This is a genomic window from Acidovorax sp., from assembly GCF_034519795.1.
Lineage (GTDB): Bacteria > Pseudomonadota > Gammaproteobacteria > Burkholderiales > Burkholderiaceae_C > Acidovorax.
Genome location: NZ_JAXHOB010000003.1, coordinates 115,305 through 131,727, shown reverse-complemented (window position 1 = coordinate 131,727; position 16,423 = coordinate 115,305). Strand labels below are relative to the sequence as shown.

Annotated in this window: 21 protein-coding genes; 3 read left to right on the top strand and 18 right to left on the bottom strand. The window is 64.8% G+C overall.

Annotated elements, in window-relative coordinates; all coding sequences use genetic code 11:
• Window positions 1–12: 12 nt before the first annotated feature.
• The 17 genes from rplO to U5N23_RS02430 form a co-directional block, all read right to left on the bottom strand.
• Window positions 13–444, bottom strand: a complete 432-nt coding sequence (rplO, locus tag U5N23_RS02510) for a 50S ribosomal protein L15 (RefSeq protein WP_322591287.1) — start codon at window positions 442–444, stop codon at window positions 13–15.
• A 10-nt stretch (window positions 445–454) separates the two neighbouring features.
• Entirely contained in the window at window positions 455–637 is a 183-nt protein-coding gene (rpmD, locus tag U5N23_RS02505) for a 50S ribosomal protein L30 (protein ID WP_007861725.1), read from the bottom strand.
• Window positions 638–650: 13 nt separating this feature from the next.
• Window positions 651–1,169, bottom strand: coding sequence for a 30S ribosomal protein S5 (gene rpsE / locus U5N23_RS02500; protein WP_007861723.1), 519 nt, complete (start codon window positions 1,167–1,169; stop codon window positions 651–653).
• Window positions 1,170–1,186: 17 nt separating this feature from the next.
• Window positions 1,187–1,552: a 50S ribosomal protein L18 gene (gene rplR, locus U5N23_RS02495; RefSeq protein ID WP_007861721.1), complete on the bottom strand. Its 366-nt coding sequence runs from the start codon at window positions 1,550–1,552 to the stop codon at window positions 1,187–1,189.
• Between the two features lie 11 nt (window positions 1,553–1,563).
• Window positions 1,564–2,097: a 50S ribosomal protein L6 gene (gene rplF, locus U5N23_RS02490; protein WP_322591286.1), complete on the bottom strand. Its 534-nt coding sequence runs from the start codon at window positions 2,095–2,097 to the stop codon at window positions 1,564–1,566.
• A gap of 25 nt (window positions 2,098–2,122) precedes the next feature.
• Window positions 2,123–2,518: a 30S ribosomal protein S8 gene (rpsH, locus tag U5N23_RS02485; protein WP_007861717.1), complete on the bottom strand. Its 396-nt coding sequence runs from the start codon at window positions 2,516–2,518 to the stop codon at window positions 2,123–2,125.
• A gap of 20 nt (window positions 2,519–2,538) precedes the next feature.
• Complete coding sequence (gene rpsN / locus U5N23_RS02480) at window positions 2,539–2,844, bottom strand: 30S ribosomal protein S14 (protein ID WP_007861712.1); 306 nt, start codon at window positions 2,842–2,844, stop codon at window positions 2,539–2,541.
• A gap of 8 nt (window positions 2,845–2,852) precedes the next feature.
• Window positions 2,853–3,392, bottom strand: a complete 540-nt coding sequence (gene rplE / locus U5N23_RS02475) for a 50S ribosomal protein L5 (RefSeq protein WP_005793632.1) — start codon at window positions 3,390–3,392, stop codon at window positions 2,853–2,855.
• A gap of 9 nt (window positions 3,393–3,401) precedes the next feature.
• A complete protein-coding gene (gene rplX, locus U5N23_RS02470; RefSeq protein ID WP_322591285.1) occupies window positions 3,402–3,722 on the bottom strand; it encodes a 50S ribosomal protein L24 in 321 nt (106 codons plus the stop codon).
• Window positions 3,723–3,731: 9 nt separating this feature from the next.
• On the bottom strand, window positions 3,732–4,100 hold the full coding sequence (gene rplN / locus U5N23_RS02465; protein ID WP_007861702.1) for a 50S ribosomal protein L14: 369 nt from the start codon (window positions 4,098–4,100) through the stop codon (window positions 3,732–3,734).
• Between the two features lie 194 nt (window positions 4,101–4,294).
• Window positions 4,295–5,887, bottom strand: coding sequence for a glycerol-3-phosphate dehydrogenase/oxidase (locus U5N23_RS02460; RefSeq protein ID WP_322591284.1), 1,593 nt, complete (start codon window positions 5,885–5,887; stop codon window positions 4,295–4,297).
• A gap of 173 nt (window positions 5,888–6,060) precedes the next feature.
• Window positions 6,061–7,791, bottom strand: a complete 1,731-nt coding sequence (locus U5N23_RS02455; RefSeq protein WP_322591283.1) for an ABC transporter substrate-binding protein — start codon at window positions 7,789–7,791, stop codon at window positions 6,061–6,063.
• A gap of 99 nt (window positions 7,792–7,890) precedes the next feature.
• Entirely contained in the window at window positions 7,891–8,199 is a 309-nt protein-coding gene (locus U5N23_RS02450) for a DUF2160 domain-containing protein (RefSeq protein ID WP_322591282.1), read from the bottom strand.
• Window positions 8,200–8,211: 12 nt separating this feature from the next.
• A complete protein-coding gene (locus tag U5N23_RS02445; protein WP_322591281.1) occupies window positions 8,212–9,024 on the bottom strand; it encodes a carbohydrate ABC transporter permease in 813 nt (270 codons plus the stop codon).
• A complete protein-coding gene (locus tag U5N23_RS02440; RefSeq protein WP_057203955.1) occupies window positions 9,017–9,913 on the bottom strand; it encodes a carbohydrate ABC transporter permease in 897 nt (298 codons plus the stop codon). Before U5N23_RS02440 ends, U5N23_RS02445 begins: the two co-directional genes overlap by 8 nt.
• Window positions 9,910–11,001 carry an ABC transporter ATP-binding protein gene (locus U5N23_RS02435; protein WP_322591280.1) on the bottom strand — a complete coding sequence of 364 codons (1,092 nt, stop codon included), beginning with the start codon at window positions 10,999–11,001 and terminating at the stop codon, window positions 9,910–9,912. Before U5N23_RS02435 ends, U5N23_RS02440 begins: the two co-directional genes overlap by 4 nt.
• Window position 11,002: 1 nt before the next feature.
• The gene (locus U5N23_RS02430; protein WP_322591279.1) at window positions 11,003–12,079 is read right to left on the bottom strand and encodes an ABC transporter ATP-binding protein; all 1,077 of its coding nucleotides are present in this window, start codon (window positions 12,077–12,079) and stop codon (window positions 11,003–11,005) included.
• A 202-nt stretch (window positions 12,080–12,281) separates the two neighbouring features.
• On the opposite strand from U5N23_RS02430, the gene U5N23_RS02425 reads away from it, so the two are divergent.
• From U5N23_RS02425 to proC, 3 genes are all read left to right on the top strand, one after another.
• Window positions 12,282–13,046, top strand: coding sequence for a DeoR/GlpR family DNA-binding transcription regulator (locus U5N23_RS02425; RefSeq protein ID WP_057203952.1), 765 nt, complete (start codon window positions 12,282–12,284; stop codon window positions 13,044–13,046).
• A 16-nt stretch (window positions 13,047–13,062) separates the two neighbouring features.
• The gene (gene glpK, locus U5N23_RS02420; protein ID WP_322591278.1) at window positions 13,063–14,556 is read left to right on the top strand and encodes a glycerol kinase GlpK; all 1,494 of its coding nucleotides are present in this window, start codon (window positions 13,063–13,065) and stop codon (window positions 14,554–14,556) included.
• 76 nt (window positions 14,557–14,632) lie between these two features.
• Window positions 14,633–15,469 carry a pyrroline-5-carboxylate reductase gene (gene proC, locus U5N23_RS02415; RefSeq protein WP_322591277.1) on the top strand — a complete coding sequence of 279 codons (837 nt, stop codon included), beginning with the start codon at window positions 14,633–14,635 and terminating at the stop codon, window positions 15,467–15,469.
• Between the two features lie 16 nt (window positions 15,470–15,485).
• Here proC and ubiA read toward each other — a convergent pair whose 3' ends face one another.
• A complete protein-coding gene (gene ubiA / locus U5N23_RS02410; RefSeq protein ID WP_322591276.1) occupies window positions 15,486–16,370 on the bottom strand; it encodes a 4-hydroxybenzoate octaprenyltransferase in 885 nt (294 codons plus the stop codon).
• Between the last annotated feature and the right edge of the window lie 53 nt (window positions 16,371–16,423).

Below are 16,423 nucleotides of genomic sequence, written 5' to 3'. Positions count from 1 at the left end.
TCAGAACCAAAATCAGGCCAGGCTGCCGCCAGCAGCTTCGATAGCCGCCTTGGCACCTGCGGTAGCGCCCACGCCCGTCAGCTTGACAGCCTTGGACAGAGCGCCGCTCTTGATGACCTTGACCACCTTGGCCAGCTCGCCGATCAGGCCGGCTTGCTTGAGGGCAAGCACGTCCACTTCGGCCAGGCCCAGCTTGTCCAGATCGGTCAGCGTGACTTCGGCGTTGAACTTCAGCAGGTGCGACTTGAAGCCGCGCTTTGGCAGGCGACGTTGCAAAGGCATTTGACCGCCTTCGAAACCCACCTTGTGGTAGCCGCCTGCGCGGGACTTCTGACCCTTGTGACCACGGCCAGCGGTCTTGCCCAGGCCGGAGCCGATACCGCGGCCTACACGGCGCTTGGCATGCTTGGCGCCGTCTGCGGGCTTGATGCTATTGAGTTCCATGATCTATCTCTCAGAGGACTTTGACCAGATAGCTGATCTTGTTAATCATGCCGCGCACTTCGGGCGAGTCCTGCAGTTCGCTGACGCTGTTCAGCTTGCGCAGACCCAGGCCACGGACGGTGGCGCGGTGCGATTCCTTGGTGCCGATAGGGCTGCGCACCAGTTGAATCTTGACGGTTTGTTGCGTAGTCATTTACAGCTTCCAATCAGGCGAAGATGTCTTCGACCGCTTTGCCGCGCTTGGCTGCCACTTGCGAAGGCGTCGTGGAGTTCACCAGGGCGTCAAAAGTGGCGCGGACCATGTTGTAGGGATTGGACGAACCATGGCTCTTGGCCACGATGTCGGTCACGCCCAGCACTTCGAAGACAGCGCGCATCGGGCCGCCGGCGATGATACCGGTACCCTTGGGAGCGGGAGCCATCATCACAACGGCAGCGCCGTGGTGGCCGGTCACATTGTGGAAGATCGTGCCGTTCTTCAGCGAGACCTTCACCATGTTGCGGCGCGCTTCTTCCATTGCCTTTTGCACTGCAGCAGGCACTTCCTTGGACTTGCCCTTGCCCATGCCCACGCGGCCATCACCGTCGCCGACCACAGTCAGTGCAGCGAAACCGAGGATACGGCCGCCCTTCACGACTTTGGTCACGCGGTTGACCGCGATCATTTTTTCGCGCAGACCGTCGTCACGACCTTCGTCTTGCACTTTGGGTTGAAATTTAGCCATTTTGTATTCCGCTCCGCTTAGAACTGCAGGCCAGCTTCACGGGCTGCGTCGGCCAAAGCCTTGACGCGACCGTGGTACGCAAAGCCTGAGCGATCAAATGCAACCTTCTCGACGCCAGCTGCCTTTGCCTTTTCAGCAATGCGCTTGCCGATGGCCGTGGCCGCGGCGGCATTGCCACCCTTGCCCGAACCACCGAGTTCCTTGCGGACGTCGGCTTCTGCGGTGGAGGCACTGGCCAACACCTTGCTGCCGTCGCCGGAGATGACGCTGGCGTAGATATGGAGATTCGTGCGGTTCACGGTCAGACGGGCCACGCCTTGCTGTGCAATGCGGATGCGGGTCTGGCGCGAACGACGAAGACGCTGCTCTTTCTTGGTCAACATGTTGCAGCTCCTTACTTCTTCTTGGTCTCTTTGATCGTGATCTTCTCGTCCGCATAGCGGATGCCCTTGCCCTTGTAGGGCTCGGGTGGACGAACAGCACGGATCTCAGCGGCAATTTGGCCAACACGTTGGCGGTCGGCGCCCTTCACGACCACTTCCGTGGGCGTGGGGGTGGCCACCGTGATGCCAGCAGGCATCTCGACGTTGACGGGGTGCGAGTAACCGACAGCCAGGTTGAGCTTGGCACCGGATGCGGCGGCCTTGTAGCCCACGCCGATCAGGGTCAGCTTCTTCTCGAAGCCCTTGCTCACGCCAACAACCATGTTGTTGACCAGCTGGCGGATCGTACCGCTCATGGCATTGGCTTCGCGGGAGTCGTTGACGGGCTCGAAGCTGAGCTTGCCGTCGTTGCTCGACACCTTCACCAGCACGTTCTGCGCCAGCGACAGCGAACCACCAGTCCCCTTGACGGAGATCTGGTCATCTTTAACGGACACATCCACGCCTGCGGGGATGGTCACGGGCATTTTTCCTACTCGGGACATTTCAGTTTCTCCTCAATGCCGCGGGTTAGGCCACGTAGCAGAGCACTTCGCCACCGACACCGGTAGCGCGCGCCTTGCGATCGGTCATCACGCCCTTGGGCGTCGTGACAATTGCCACACCCAGACCGTTCATGACTTGTGGAATGGAATCATGGCCCTTGTACACACGCAGGCCAGGGCGGCTGACGCGCTCGATGCGCTCAATCACCGGACGACCAGCGTAGTACTTCAGGGAGATTTCGAGTTCGGACTTGCCGGATTCGGTCTTGACCTGGAATCCGTCGATATAACCCTCGTCCTTCAGCACCTGGGCGATGGCAATCTTCACTTTGGAAGAAGGCACCAGAACCGTGGCCTTGGCGACCATCTGTGCATTACGGATGCGGGTCAGCAAGTCAGCGATAGGATCACTCATGCTCATGTTGTAATTCTCCTGCCTGCTTACCAGCTGGCCTTGGTGACACCGGGGATGTCGCCTGCAAAAGCCAGTTCACGGATCTTGGCGCGGGCCAGACCGAATTGACGGAAGGTACCGCGTGGGCGACCGGTGATTTCGCAACGGTTGCGCTGGCGCGTGGGGTTCGCATTGCGGGGGAGCTTCTGCAGGCCCAGGCGGGCTGCATCACGCTCTTCGTCGCTGCGCTTGGCGTCACCGGCAATCGCCTTCAGTTCCGCATACTTCGTTGCGTACTTGGCGGCCAGTTTTTCGCGCTTCAGTTCGCGCTGGATCAAAGCTACTTTAGCCATACCCTGCCTCAGTTCTTGAACGGGAAACGGAAACCGGCGAGAAGCGCCTTGGCTTCTTCGTCGGACTTGGCCGTCGTGGTGATGCTGATATTGAGACCGCGCAAGGCATCGACCTTGTCGTACTCGATTTCAGGGAAAATGATCTGTTCCTTGACGCCGATGTTGTAGTTGCCACGGCCGTCGAAAGCGCGACCGGAGATACCACGGAAGTCACGAACGCGGGGCAGAGCCACGGTCACGAAACGGTCCAGGAACTCATACATCTGCACGCCACGCAGCGTGACCATGCAACCGATGGCCTGGCCTTCGCGGATCTTGAAACCGGCGATAGCCTTCTTGGCCTTGGTCACCACGGGCTTCTGACCAGCAATCTTGGTCAGGTCCGCCACGGCGTTGTCCATCACCTTCTTGTCCGAGACTGCCTCGCTCACACCCATGTTGAGCGTGATCTTGGTCAGACGGGGAACCTGCATGGGCGAGGTGTAGCCGAACTGCTTGGTCAGTTCGGGAGCGATCTTGTCGCGGTAGATTTCTTGGAGTCGTGCCATGTTTGCCCCTTAGGCCACCTTGATTTCAGCGCCGCTGGACTTGAACACGCGAATGCGTGCGCCGTCTGCCTGCACCTTGATGCCCACACGGTCAGCCTTGCCGGTAGCCGCATTGAAGATGGCTACGTTGGACTGGTGGATAGGCATGGACTTTTCAACGATGCCGCCCGTCGTACCCTTCATGGGGTTCGGCTTGGCGTGCTTCTTGACGACGTTGATGCCGTCGATGACCAGATAGGAGTCATCCTTGCGCAGCGACACCGTGCCGCGCTTGCCCTTGTCGCGCCCGGTCAGCACGATGATTTCGTCGCCCTTGCGAATCTTGTTCATGGCGCGTCCTTAGAGAACTTCAGGAGCCAGGGACACGATCTTCATGAACTTCTCGGTACGCAGTTCACGCGTCACGGGTCCAAAGATGCGGGTGCCGATAGGCTCCAACTTTGCATTCAGCAACACTGCTGCGTTGCCGTCGAATTTGACGAGCGAACCGTCACCGCGGCGGATGCCCTTTGCGGTGCGAACGACCACTGCGCTGTAAACCTCGCCTTTTTTGACGCGGCCACGCGGAGCGGCTTCTTTGATGCTCACTTTGATGATGTCGCCAACGCTTGCATAGCGACGCTTCGAGCCACCCAGCACCTTGATGCAAAGGACGGACTTGGCGCCGGTATTGTCGGCAACCTCTAACCGAGATTCTGTCTGGATCATTTCAATATTCCCAACTTGCACCAGAAGACCACGGCCCCAGAGAACTTCTCAAGGGCTGCAGATCAGCCAGTCAGTCTTGGGCCCGTCGTCCGCACCGCAAACCATTTGCAGCACTTCCCGCTGGGCAGAAACTTCACGCAGGAAACGCGAAGCCCTCTATTATTGCAAAGGCAAGAAGCGAAGTCAAGTGCCTATCACAAGGGCGCATGCAAATATTGCTCGGCGAGCAACAAAAACGCATCCAGCTGGGGGTCGGTGCCCAGTTCCTCCTGCAGCAGGGCTGCCACCAGGGGGGCGGTGGCGATGGCCTGGCGGGCGTCCAGGAACAACATGCGCGAGCGGCGCGCCAAGACGTCTTCGACCGTGCAGGCGTACTCGTGGCGCGCGGCAAAGCGCACCATGGCCTCTGTCAGCCCGCCGCCCAGGTCCACGCTGGCACCCCGCAACTCCCGCACCATGGCGGCTTCGCTGCCATAGGAATGCAGTCCCTGGGCGTCGCTGATGCGGTGGCGCACTGGTTCGGCGGGCGTGCCCACGAGGGGCAGGCGGTTGGTCACGCCGGCGGCCTTTTCCGGCAGCAAGCCCACAGTGAAGCATTTTTGCAACACATCCTCGGCCATGGCGCGGTAGGTGGTCCATTTGCCCCCGGTCACCGTCACCAGACCGCTGCGGCTGGCCAGTACGGTGTGCTCGCGGCTGATCTTCTTGGTGTTGTCGCCGTCGTCGTCCTGCGGCTTGACCAGGGGGCGCAGGCCCACCCAGATGCTGCGGATGTCGGCCACCTTGGGGGCCCGGGTCAGGTAGCGCGCCGCCTCGTCGAGAATGAAGGCGACCTCTTCCTTGAAGGCCAGGGGTTCGCGCACCACGTCCTGGCGCGGGCTGTCGGTGGTGCCCAGGATGAGCTTGCCCAGCCATGGCACGGCAAACAGCACCCGGCCGTCGGCCGTCTTGGGCACCATCAGGGCATGGTCGGAGGGCAGGAACTCGCGGTCCACCACGATGTGCACGCCCTGGCTGGGCGCCACGATGGGCTTGACCGGGCGGCCGATGGCCTCGCCGTCCATCTGGCGCAGGGCATCGACCCAGACTCCGGTGGCGTTGACCACGGCCTTGGCGCGCACGGCGAACTGGCGGCCGCTGGCACTGTCTTCGCAGACGAATCCCGCCACCTTGCCGTGGTCATGGACCAGGGAGGTCGCCGGGCAGTAGTTGACCAGCAGCGCCCCCTTGGCGGCGGCCGTGCGGGCCAGGGCCAGGGCCAGACGGGCGTCGTCGAACTGGCCATCCCAGTACTTCACGCCGCCCTTGAGCCCGTCCTGGCGGGCATTGGGCAGGCATTGCAGCGTCTTGGCGCGGCCCAGGAACTGGGTGGACCCCAGGCCCGCCTTGCCGGCCAGGGCGTCGTACATCATCAGGCCGATGCCATAGAACGGCGTCTCCCACACCTTGTAGGACGGCATCACGAAGGCCAGGGGCTGGGCCAGGTGGGGGGCGTTGTTGAGCAGCGTGGTGCGCTCGTGCAGGGCCTCGCGCACCAGCGCGATGTTGCCCTGGGCCAGGTAGCGCACCCCTCCGTGCACCAGCTTGGTGGCACGCGAGGAGGTGCCCTTGGCGAAATCGTGCGAGTCGACCAGCACCACGCTGAAGCCCCGGGCCGCCGCGTCCAGCGCCACACCGAGGCCCGTCGCTCCACCCCCGATCACGGCCAGGTCGTACTGGCGCGGCGCGGCAAGGCGGTCAAGGAGGTCGGAGCGCCGCGTGGGCAGGGGAGCGAAAGCGTGGGTCATAGGTGCTGATTGTCCACAGGCACGGGGTTGGGCTAGGGTAAACCCTGAATTCTTGACACCTGCGGGGCGGGATTGGCCTGGTGGGCCTCCCGCGCCGCGGGTGTGGAGGGAAGAAATGGCGACCGGCTGTCTATGGATCAATAGAGAGGACCGGCCGCCAGGAGCCTGGGCGCTCAGCGCGCCTTGCCGTCCTTCCATGCCTGCAGCAGCTTGTCGTAGGCAATGGTTTCGCCCTTGGGCTTCTCATTGGCCAGCTTGGCCCATGGGGCCTGCTTGTCGCTCAGCCACTTGGTGGGCGCGCTCTTGGGGTTGAGCTTGGGTGCGCAGTGGGCCATGCCGGCGCGCTCCAGGCGGGCCATCACCTGGTCCATCTCGTCGGCCAGCGTGTCCATGGCGCCCTGGGGCGTCTTTTCACCCGTGACGGCCTGGGCCACGTTCTTCCACCACAGCTGGGCCAGCTTGGGGTAGTCGGGCACGTTGGTGCCGGTGGGCGACCAGGCCACGCGGGCCGGGCTGCGGTAGAACTCCACCAGGCCGCCGAGCTTGGGCGCGGCGTCCGTCATGGCCTTGGACTGGATGTCGCTTTCGCGGATCGGGGTCAGGCCCACCAGGGTCTTCTTGAGCGAGGTGGTCTTGGCCGTCACGAACTGGGCATAGAGCCAGGCAGCTGCCGTCTTGTTGGCGTCATGGCCCTTGAAGAAGGACCACGAACCCACGTCCTGGTAGCCGTTCTGCATGCCCTGCTTCCAGTACGGGCCGTTCGGGCCGGGCGCCATGCGCCACTTGGGCGTGCCGTCGGCGTTCACCACGGGCAGGCCGGGCTTGACCATGTCGGCCGTGAAGGCGGTGTACCAGAAGATCTGCTGCGCGATCTGGCCCTGGGCCGGCACGGGGCCGGCTTCGCCGAAGGTCATGCCCGTGGCTTCCTTGGGCGCGTACTTCTTCATCCAGTCCACGTACTTGGTCAGCGCATAGACGGCGGCGGGCGAGTTGGTCGCGCCACCGCGGGCCACCGAGGCGCCCACGGGCGTGCACTTGTCGTCGGCCACGCGGATGCCCCATTCATCGATCGGCAGGCCATTGGGCGCGCCGATGTCGGCCGTGCCGGCCATGGACAGCCAGGCATCGGTGAAGCGCCAGCCCAGCGACGGGTCCTTCTTGCCGTAGTCCATGTGGCCATAGATCGGCTTGCCATCGATGTTCTTCACGTCGTTGGTGAAGAACTCGGCGATGTCCTCGTAGGCGCTCCAGTTGAGCGGCACGCCCAGGTCGTAGCCGTACTTGGCCTTGAACTTGTCCTTGATGTCCTTGCGGTCGAACAGGTCGGCGCGGAACCAGTAGAGGTTGGCGAACTGCTGGTCGGGCAACTGGTAGAGCTTGCCATCGGGCGCCGTGGTGAACTTGGTGCCGATGAAGTCCTTGATGTCCAGGCCGGGGTTGGTGAACTCCTTGCCCGCGCCAGCCATGTAGTCGGTCAGGTTCATCATCTTGCCGTAGCGGTAGTGGGTACCGATCAGGTCCGAGTCCGAGATCCAGCCGTCGTAGATCGACTTGCCCGACTGCATCGAGGTCTGCAGCTTCTCGACCACGTCGCCTTCCTGGATCAGGTCGTGCTTGACCTTGATGCCGGTGATTTCCTCGAAGGCCTTGGCCAGGGTCTTGGATTCGTATTCGTGGGTGGTGATGGTCTCGGAGACCACGGATATCTCCTTGACACCCTTGCCCTGGAGCTTCTTGGCCGCCTCGATGAACCACTTCATCTCGGCCATCTGCTGGTCCTTGCTCAGCGTGGAAGGCTGGAACTCGCTGTCGACCCACTTCTTGGCTTCGGCCTCGCCCGCCATGGCCGACTGCCCGGTCACGACTGCTACCGCCAGTGCCAGCGCTGTATACCGCGTCTTCATAGTGCCTGTCTCCTCATAGTCATCTCCCCATTGGATACACAAGGGTCGCCCGGCTCCGGGGAAGGGTTGAGCCGCGCGACGGGAACATTTGCGGGTGCCTCAGCCCTTGCGCATGACCAGGCCGAGCAGCAGCATGGACAGCACGAAGCTGAACCAGATCGAGGGGTCTTCACCCAGCTCGAACCACTGCGCGAGCTTGCCGCTCACGCCCACGAAGATCAGGTTCACATAGGCCGCCGACAGCAGCCCGATGAACAGGCGGTCGCCGCGCGTGGTTTCCAGGGGCAGGAAGCCCTTGCGCAGGGTGGTGGGGGATTTCACCTCCCACACCGCCATGCCCACCAGCATCAGCACGATGCACACGAAGAACACCGCCACCGGCAGGGTCCAGGCCATCCACTCGAACATGTCGATACCTCCTTACACCCGGCCCATCGCGAAACCCTTCGCGATGTAGTGCCGCACAAACCAGATCACGATGGCGCCCGGCACGATGGTCAGCACGCCGGCCGCGGCCAGCGTCGCCCAGTCCATGCCCGAGGCGCTCACGGTGCGCGTCATGGTGGCCACGATGGGCTTGGCGTTCACGCTGGTCAGCGTGCGCGCCAGCAGCAGCTCGACCCAGCTGAACATGAAGCAGAAGAACGCCGCCACGCCCACGCCGGCCTTGATCAGCGGCAGGAAGATGGTCACGAAAAAGCGCGGGAAGCTGTAGCCGTCGATGTAGGCCGTCTCGTCGATCTCGCGCGGGATGCCGCTCATGAAGCCCTCCAGGATCCACACCGCCAGCGGCACGTTGAACAAGAGGTGCGCCAGCGCCACGGCGATGTGCGTGTCCATCAGGCCCACCGTGGTGTACAGCTGAAAGAACGGCAGCAGGAACACGGCCGGCGGCGTCATGCGGTTGGTCAGCAGCCAGAAGAACACATGCTTGTCGCCCATGAACTGGTAGCGCGAGAAGGCATAGGCCGCCGGCAGCGCCACGGTGAGCGAGATCACCGTGTTGATGCCCACGTAGATCAGGCTGTTGATGTAGCCCGAGTACCAGGACTCATCGGTGAAGATGGTCTTGTAGTTGTCCCAGGTGAAGTGCTGGGGGAAGAACGAGAACGTGGAGAGGATCTCCGCGTTCGTCTTGAAGCTCATGTTGATCATCCAGTAGATGGGCAACACGGCGAAAATCAGATAGGCGATCAGGAACAGCGACCGCTTCTGAAAGCGTTTTTCATTCATGGCCGGCCCCTTCGTTGCTGGCGGTGCCCACGCGCTGCATCCAGTTGTAGAGGATGAAGCACAAGAGCAGGATGATGAAGAAATAGATCAGCGAGAACGCTGCGGCGGGGCCCAGGTCGAACTGGCCCACGGCCTTCGTCGTCAGGTACTGGCTCAGGAAGGTGGTGGCGTTGCCCGGCCCGCCGCCCGTGAGCACGAAGGGCTCGGTGTAGATCATGAAACTGTCCATGAAGCGCAGCAGCACCGCGATCATCAGCACCCCGCGCATCTTGGGCAGCTGGATGTAGCGGAACACGGCGAACTTGCTGGCCCCGTCGATGCGGGCGGCCTGGTAGTAGGCGTCGGGGATGGAGCGCAGGCCGGCGAAGGCGAGCAGCGCCACCAGCGGCGTCCAGTGCCACACGTCCATCAGCAGCACCGTGAGCCAGGCCTGCGTGGCATTGCCGGTGTAGCTGTACTCGATGCCGATCTCCTGCAGCATGCGGCCCATGAGCCCGATGTCGGCCCGGCCGTAGATCTGCCAGATGGTGCCCACCACGTTCCAGGGGATCAGCAGCGACAGGGCCACCACCACCAGCACGGCCGAGGACTTCCAGCCCTGCGCGGGCATGGACAGCGCGAGCATGATGCCCAGTGGAATCTCCACCGCCAGCACCGCCAGCGAGAAGGTGATCTGGCGCCACAGCGCGGCGTGCAACTCTTCGTCGCGCATCACGGCTGCAAACCATTCGGTGCCGACGAACACGCGCCGCTCGGGCGAGATGATGTCCTGCACCGAGTAGTTCACCACCGTCATCAGCGGCAGGATGGCCGAGAAGGCCACGCAGATGATGACCGGCAGGATCAGGAACCAGGCCTTCTGGTTCACCGGCTTGGTCGTGGTGCTCATGGGGTGACCTCCGCAGCCAGCAATTGTTCGTTCTGGTAGAAGCAGGTGTGCGTTCCCAGCACCTGCAGCCATGCCGTGTCGCCGGTCGACGGCAAACGGGTCTCGGGCGCAAAGCGCGCCTTGAGCGTGTGCTCGCCCACCTTGGCGGTGAGCATCAGGTAGGTGCCGATGTCCTGCACCTGCACCACCGTGCAAGGCAGGGCGCCGGTCTGCTGCGGCTCGGCAAGGACCAGGTACTCCGGCCGTATGCCCACCTGCAGGGCACCTTCGGGCAGGGTGCGGCCCACGGGACTTGCCAGGCGGTGTCCGGCCACCGAGAGGTTCGCGCCATCGCGCTGCGCGGGCAGGAAATTCATGCCCGGCGAGCCGATGAAATGGCCCACGAACACGTGCGCGGGGCGCTCGAACAGCGCATCGGCCGAGCCCACCTGCACGGCGCGGCCGCGCGTCATCACCACCACCTGGTCGGCAAAGGTCAGCGCCTCGACCTGATCGTGCGTCACATAGATCAGGGTCAGCTTGAGCTCGTGGTGGATCTGCTTGAGCTTGCGGCGCAGCTGCCATTTGAGGTGCGGGTCGATCACCGTGAGCGGTTCGTCGAACAGCACGGCCGCCACGTCCGAGCGCACCAGGCCGCGGCCCAGCGAGATCTTCTGCTTGGCATCGGCCGCCAGGCCCGCCGCGCGCTGGTTGAGCTGACCGCTCATCTCGAGCATCTCGGCGATGGCGCCCACACGCTGTTTGATCTGGTCTGCGGGCACCTTGCGGTTGCGCAGCGGGAAGGCCAGGTTCTCGGCCACCGTCATGGTGTCGTAGATCACGGGGAACTGGAACACCTGGGCGATATTGCGCTCCTGCGGGCTGGCGCGCGTCACATCGCGGCCATCGAACAGCACCTTGCCATGCGAGGGCACGAGCAGGCCCGACATGATGTTGAGCATGGTCGTCTTGCCGCAGCCCGAGGGGCCGAGCAGCGCGTAGGCGCCGCCGTCCTCGAACTCCATCTTCAGAGGCATCAGGGCGTAGTCGCTGTCCTGCTGGGGCTTGGGCTTGTACGAGTGCGCCAGGTCCAGGCTGATACGTGCCATTTCAACGCCCTCCCAGGCGCGCGGGCGCCCACACCAGCGCGCCGTCGGCGCCGAACACATAGGCCTGCGCCGGGTCCAGGTGCAAAGCCAGGGGCGTGCCCAGTTCAAAGTAATGCACCCCGGTGAGCTGCGCCACCAGGTCGCCCCAGGGGGTGGACGCGTGCACGAAGGTGTCGGACCCCGAAATTTCGGCCAGCTCCACCGTGCCGTTCACGCTCACGTCGCCAGGGCGGGCCTGCACGCGCAGGGCGCTGGCGCGCACGCCGACGGTGACGGCGCCGGCCCCCGTACCCTCTGGCAGCGGGATGGACAGCGTGGCTCCGCCTTGCAATTGCACGCCTTGCGCGGCCACGGTGGCCGCGATCAGGTTCATCGGCGGGTCGCTGAAGGCACGCGCCACGCGCAGCGAGTTGGGCGCATGGAACACCTCGGCCGTGGGGCCGTACTGCAGCAGGCGGCCTTCGTCGAGCACGGCGGTGTAGCCACCCAGCAGCAGGGCCTCGCCCGGCTCGGTGGTGGCATACACCACGGTGGACTGGCCGGCAGCGAACAACTGGGTGAGCTCTTCGCGCAGTTCCTCGCGCAGCTTGTAGTCCAAGTTCACCAGCGGCTCGTCGAGCAGCATCAGCGGCGCACCCTTGGCCAGGGCCCGCGCCAGCGCCACACGCTGCTGCTGGCCGCCCGAGAGTTCGGCCGGGTAGCGGTCGAGGAACATCTCGATGTGCAGGCGGGCGGCGATCTCGCGCACCCGGGCGTCGATGTTCTTTTCGCCGCGCAGCTTGAGCGGCGAGGCGATGTTGTCGGCCACCTTCATCGAGGGGTAGTTGATGAACTGCTGGTAGACCATGGCCACGTTGCGCTCGCGCACCGGCACGCCGGTCACGTCCGCACCGTCCACCCGCACGCTGCCGGCGGTGGGCGTGTCGAGCCCGGCCATGATGCGCATCAGGCTGGTCTTGCCGGCTTGCGTGGCGCCCAGCAGCACCGTCACGGCGCCGCTGTGCAGCGCCATGCTCATGTCATGGAGCCAGGTCTGCGCCCCCACCCTCTTGCTGATGCTGTCCAGTGCCAGCTGCATCACGCATGCCTTTCCGTAGGGCCCCTCAGAGGGCCTGTTGTGCCAAACCGCCGGCGCAGGCGCACAGCGGTCGTTTGTTTTCGATTACGTTCATTCTTGTTCTTTTGTGATCGTTTCAAATCAAGGTTTACCCTTAATGGGTTCCTTTTTGTTCCATTTAAAGTACATCCACCACTGGCGTCCTTCTTGCTGATCCATTCGCGTGAACACCAATCCCCGACAACTACTGCTCCTTGAAGAAGTGCGCGCACGCAAGTCCGCCAGCGTCGAACAGCTGGCCGACACCCTGGGCGTGACCTTGCAGACGGTGCGCCGCGACGTGCAGCGCCTGGCCGAATCGGGCCTGCTCACGCGCTTCCATGGCGGCGTGCGCGTGCCCAGCTCCACGGTAGAGAACCTGGCCCACACGCAGCGCGAAACCCTGCACGCCGAGGGCAAGGCGCGCATTGCACGCGCCGTGGCCGAACAGGTGCCCAACGACTGCTCGCTGATCCTGAACATCGGCACCACCACCGAAGCCATCGCCAAGGCGCTGCTGCACCACCGCGGCCTGCGCGTGATCACCAACAACCTGAACGTGGCCGCCATCCTGAGCGGCAACCCCGAGTGCGAGGTGATCGTGGCCGGCGGTGTGGTGCGCACACGCGACCGCGGCATCGTGGGCGAGGCAGCGGTGGACTTCATCCGCCAGTTCCGCGTCGACATCGCGCTCATCGGTATCTCGGGCATCGAGCCCGATGGTTCGCTGCGCGATTTCGACTACCGCGAGGTGAAGGTGGCCCAGACCATCATTGCCCAGTCGCGCGAGGTCTGGCTGGCGGCCGACCAGAGCAAATTCAATCGCCCGGCCATGGTGCAGCTGGCCACCTTGCAGCAGATCGACCGGCTGTTCACCGATGCGCCGCCGCCCGAGCCCTTCCCTGTACTGCTCCAGGACGCCGAGGTGATCTGCACCGTGGCTGCCTGACTTATCCTTGTTTGCCATGACCTACCTGCTCGCACTCGACCAAGGCACTTCCAGCTCCCGCAGCATCGTCTTTGACGAGCTGGGCCACATCGTGGCCCAGGCCCAGCGCGAGCTGCCGCAGATCTACCCCCAGCCCGGCTGGGTGGAACACGACCCCATGGAGATCTGGCGCACCCAGCTGGCCACGGCCCGCGAGGCGCTGGAGAAGGCGAACCTCCAGGCCAGCGCCATCCGTGCCGTGGGCATCACCAACCAGCGCGAGACCACCGTGCTGTGGAACCGCCAGACCGGCCAGCCGGTGCACCACGCCATCGTCTGGCAGGACCGCCGGGCCGAGCCGGCCTGCGCGGCGCTGCGCGAACAGGGCCATGCCGCCACCATCCAGGCCAAGACCGGCCTGCTGATCGATGCCTATTTTTCAGGCACCAAGCTGCAGTGGCTGCTGGACCATGTGCCCGGCGCACGCGCGCAGGCAGAGCGCGGCGAGCTGGCCTTCGGCACAGTGGACAGCTGGCTCATGTGGCAGCTCACGCATGGCCAGGTGCATGTGACCGATGTGAGCAATGCCTCGCGCACCATGCTGTTCAACGTGCACACCAACCAGTGGGACGACGAGCTGCTGGCGCTGCTGCGCATTCCCCAATCGCTGATGCCACAGGTACAGCCATCGAGTTCGCATTTCTGCGACGTGGCCCCCGACCTGCTGGGCCACGCCATCCGCGTGGGCGGCGTGGCGGGCGACCAGCAGAGTGCGCTGTTCGGCCAGGCCTGCTTTGGCGCAGGCATGGCCAAGAACACCTATGGCACGGGCTGCTTCATGCTCATGCACACGGGCGCCACCTTCCAGACCTCACAGAACGGCCTGCTCACCACCAGCGCGGCCCAGGCCAGCGCACAGACCGAGTTCGCCATGGAGGGCAGTGTCTTCGTCGGCGGCGCCGTGGTGCAGTGGCTGCGCGATGGCCTGCGCGCCATCTCCACCAGCAGCGAAGTCGAGTCGCTGGCGCAGAGCGTGCCCGACTCGGGCGGTGTGATGATGGTGCCGGCCTTCACCGGCCTGGGCGCGCCGTACTGGAAGCCGGATGCACGCGGCACCATCACCGGCCTGACGCGCGGATCCAACCTGGGCCACATCGCGCGTGCCGCGCTGGAGAGCATCGCCTACCAGAGCGCTGCCCTGCTGCTGGCCATGAGCCGCGATGCCGTGGCCGCCGGCGGAGCCCCGGTGAGCGAGCTGCGCGTGGATGGCGGGGCCTGCATCAACGACCTGCTGATGCAGTTCCAGGCCGACCTGCTGGGCATCCCCGTGGTGCGCCCGGCCGTGATCGAAACCACCGCCCTGGGCGCCGCCTACCTGGCGGGCCTGTCGAGCGGCGTGTACGGCAGCACGGCCGAGCTCTCGCAGCTGTGGCGGGCCGAACGGCGCTTCGTGCCCACGCTGGGCCAGGCGCGTGCGCGCGAACTCATGGAGCGCTGGGAACTGGCCGTGCGCCAGGCCACACTGGAATGACGGCCCCCGGGCCCGGCGGGGCGGCTACCATCATGGCCCTGCCGTTCCCCTGTCTTCGTTCTTCCGACCGCACACCATGAGCCAGACCACCGCCTCCCCTTCCCTTCCCGTGATCGCCTTCATCGGCGGCGGCAACATGGCCAGCGCCATCATCGGCGGCCTGGTCCGCCAGGGCCACCCGGCCAGCCAGATCGAGGTCGTCGAGCCCTGGGCTGAAGCGCGCGAGGCGCTGCACAAGAATTACGGCATCGCAGCCCAGGCCGAGGCCGGCCCGGCCCTGCAGCGCGCGCGCATCGTGGTCTGGGCCGTCAAGCCCCAGACCTTCAAGGACGCCGCCGCCCAGACGCGTGCCCATACCCAGGATGCCCTGCACCTGAGCGTGGCCGCCGGCATCCGCTCGGACAGCATCGCCCAGTGGCTGGGCAGCGAGCGCATCGTGCGCACCATGCCCAACACCCCGGCCCTGGTGGGCAAGGGCATGAGTGCGCTGTTTGCCCGCCCTGCCGTCTCCGAGGCCGAGCGCCGCAGTGTGCAGGCCATCATGGCCACCACGGGCGAGTTCCTGTGGGTGGACAGTGAAAAGCAGCTCGATGCCGTGACGGCGCTTTCGGGCTCGGGCCCGGCCTACGTGTTTTACTTCCTGGAGGCCATGTCCCGCGCGGGCACGGCCATGGGCCTGTCGGTCGAGCAGGCGCACCAACTGGCCGTGGGCACCTTCGTGGGCGCTTCGGAACTGGCGCGCCGCTCGGACGAACCGCCGGCCGTGCTGCGCCAGCGCGTCACGTCCAAGGGCGGCACCACCTATGCGGCCCTGCAGTCCATGGAAAAGGATGGCGTGGGCGAGGCTTTCGAGCGCGCGATGAAGGCCGCCGAGCAGCGCGCCGACGAGCTGGGCAATGAGTTTGGGAAGTAGCTCCTGAGTTTGCTATCTAATTTATAGCAAATGCGCGCAACAGGTAGCTACCGGCGATGCCGGCGAACACGGTGGCGCCGAGCCAGTGGTTGACCCGGAAGGCAGTGAAACAGCCTTCGCGGGTGCGGTTGCGGATCAGCGTCCAGTGCCACACCCCCTGGGCCAGGGCGGCGGCCGTGGCCAGCCAGTACACGAGGCCCAGTGCATAGGGCGCCAGCGCCACGGCCCAGATGGACAGGAACAGCAGGTAGAACAGCACGATGGCCGCCACATCGAAGCGGCCCAGGGTGATGGCCGAGGTCTTGATGCCGATCAGGAGGTCGTCATCGCGGTCGACCATGGCGTACTCGGTGTCGTAGGCCAGCACCCAGAACAGGTTTCCAAGCCACATCCACCAGGCCACGGCGGGCACCTGGCCCTGCACGGCGGCGAACGCGATCACGATACCGAAGTTGAAGGCGATGCCCAGCACAGCCTGCGGCATGGCGATCACGCGCTTGGAAAAGGGGTAGGCAATGGCCACCAGCACGGCGGGCACGGACCAGGCGATGGCCGCCGCATTGGTGGTCAGCACCAGGCCGAAGGACACCAGCGCCAGCACGGCGCCCAGGGTCAGCGCCTCCTTGACGGAAACGGCCCCGGTGGTCACGGGCCGCGCGGCGGTGCGCTTGACGTGGCGGTCGAAATCGCGGTCGGCCACATCGTTCACGCAGCAACCGGCGCTGCGCATGAGAAAAGTCCCCAGCACAAACACGGCCAGCAAATGCCAGCCCGGAAAGCCGTCCGCCGCGATCCACAGCGCCCCCAGGGTGGGCCACAGGCACACCAGCCAGCCGGCGGGCCGATTCCAGCGGATCAGGTCGAGGTAGAGGGACAGGCGGCTGCGCGAGGGGACGGACATGGGCAGGAAAGGCGGGAAAGGCACAGGGGTTTGCCCGTCGGGCGGGCGGCACC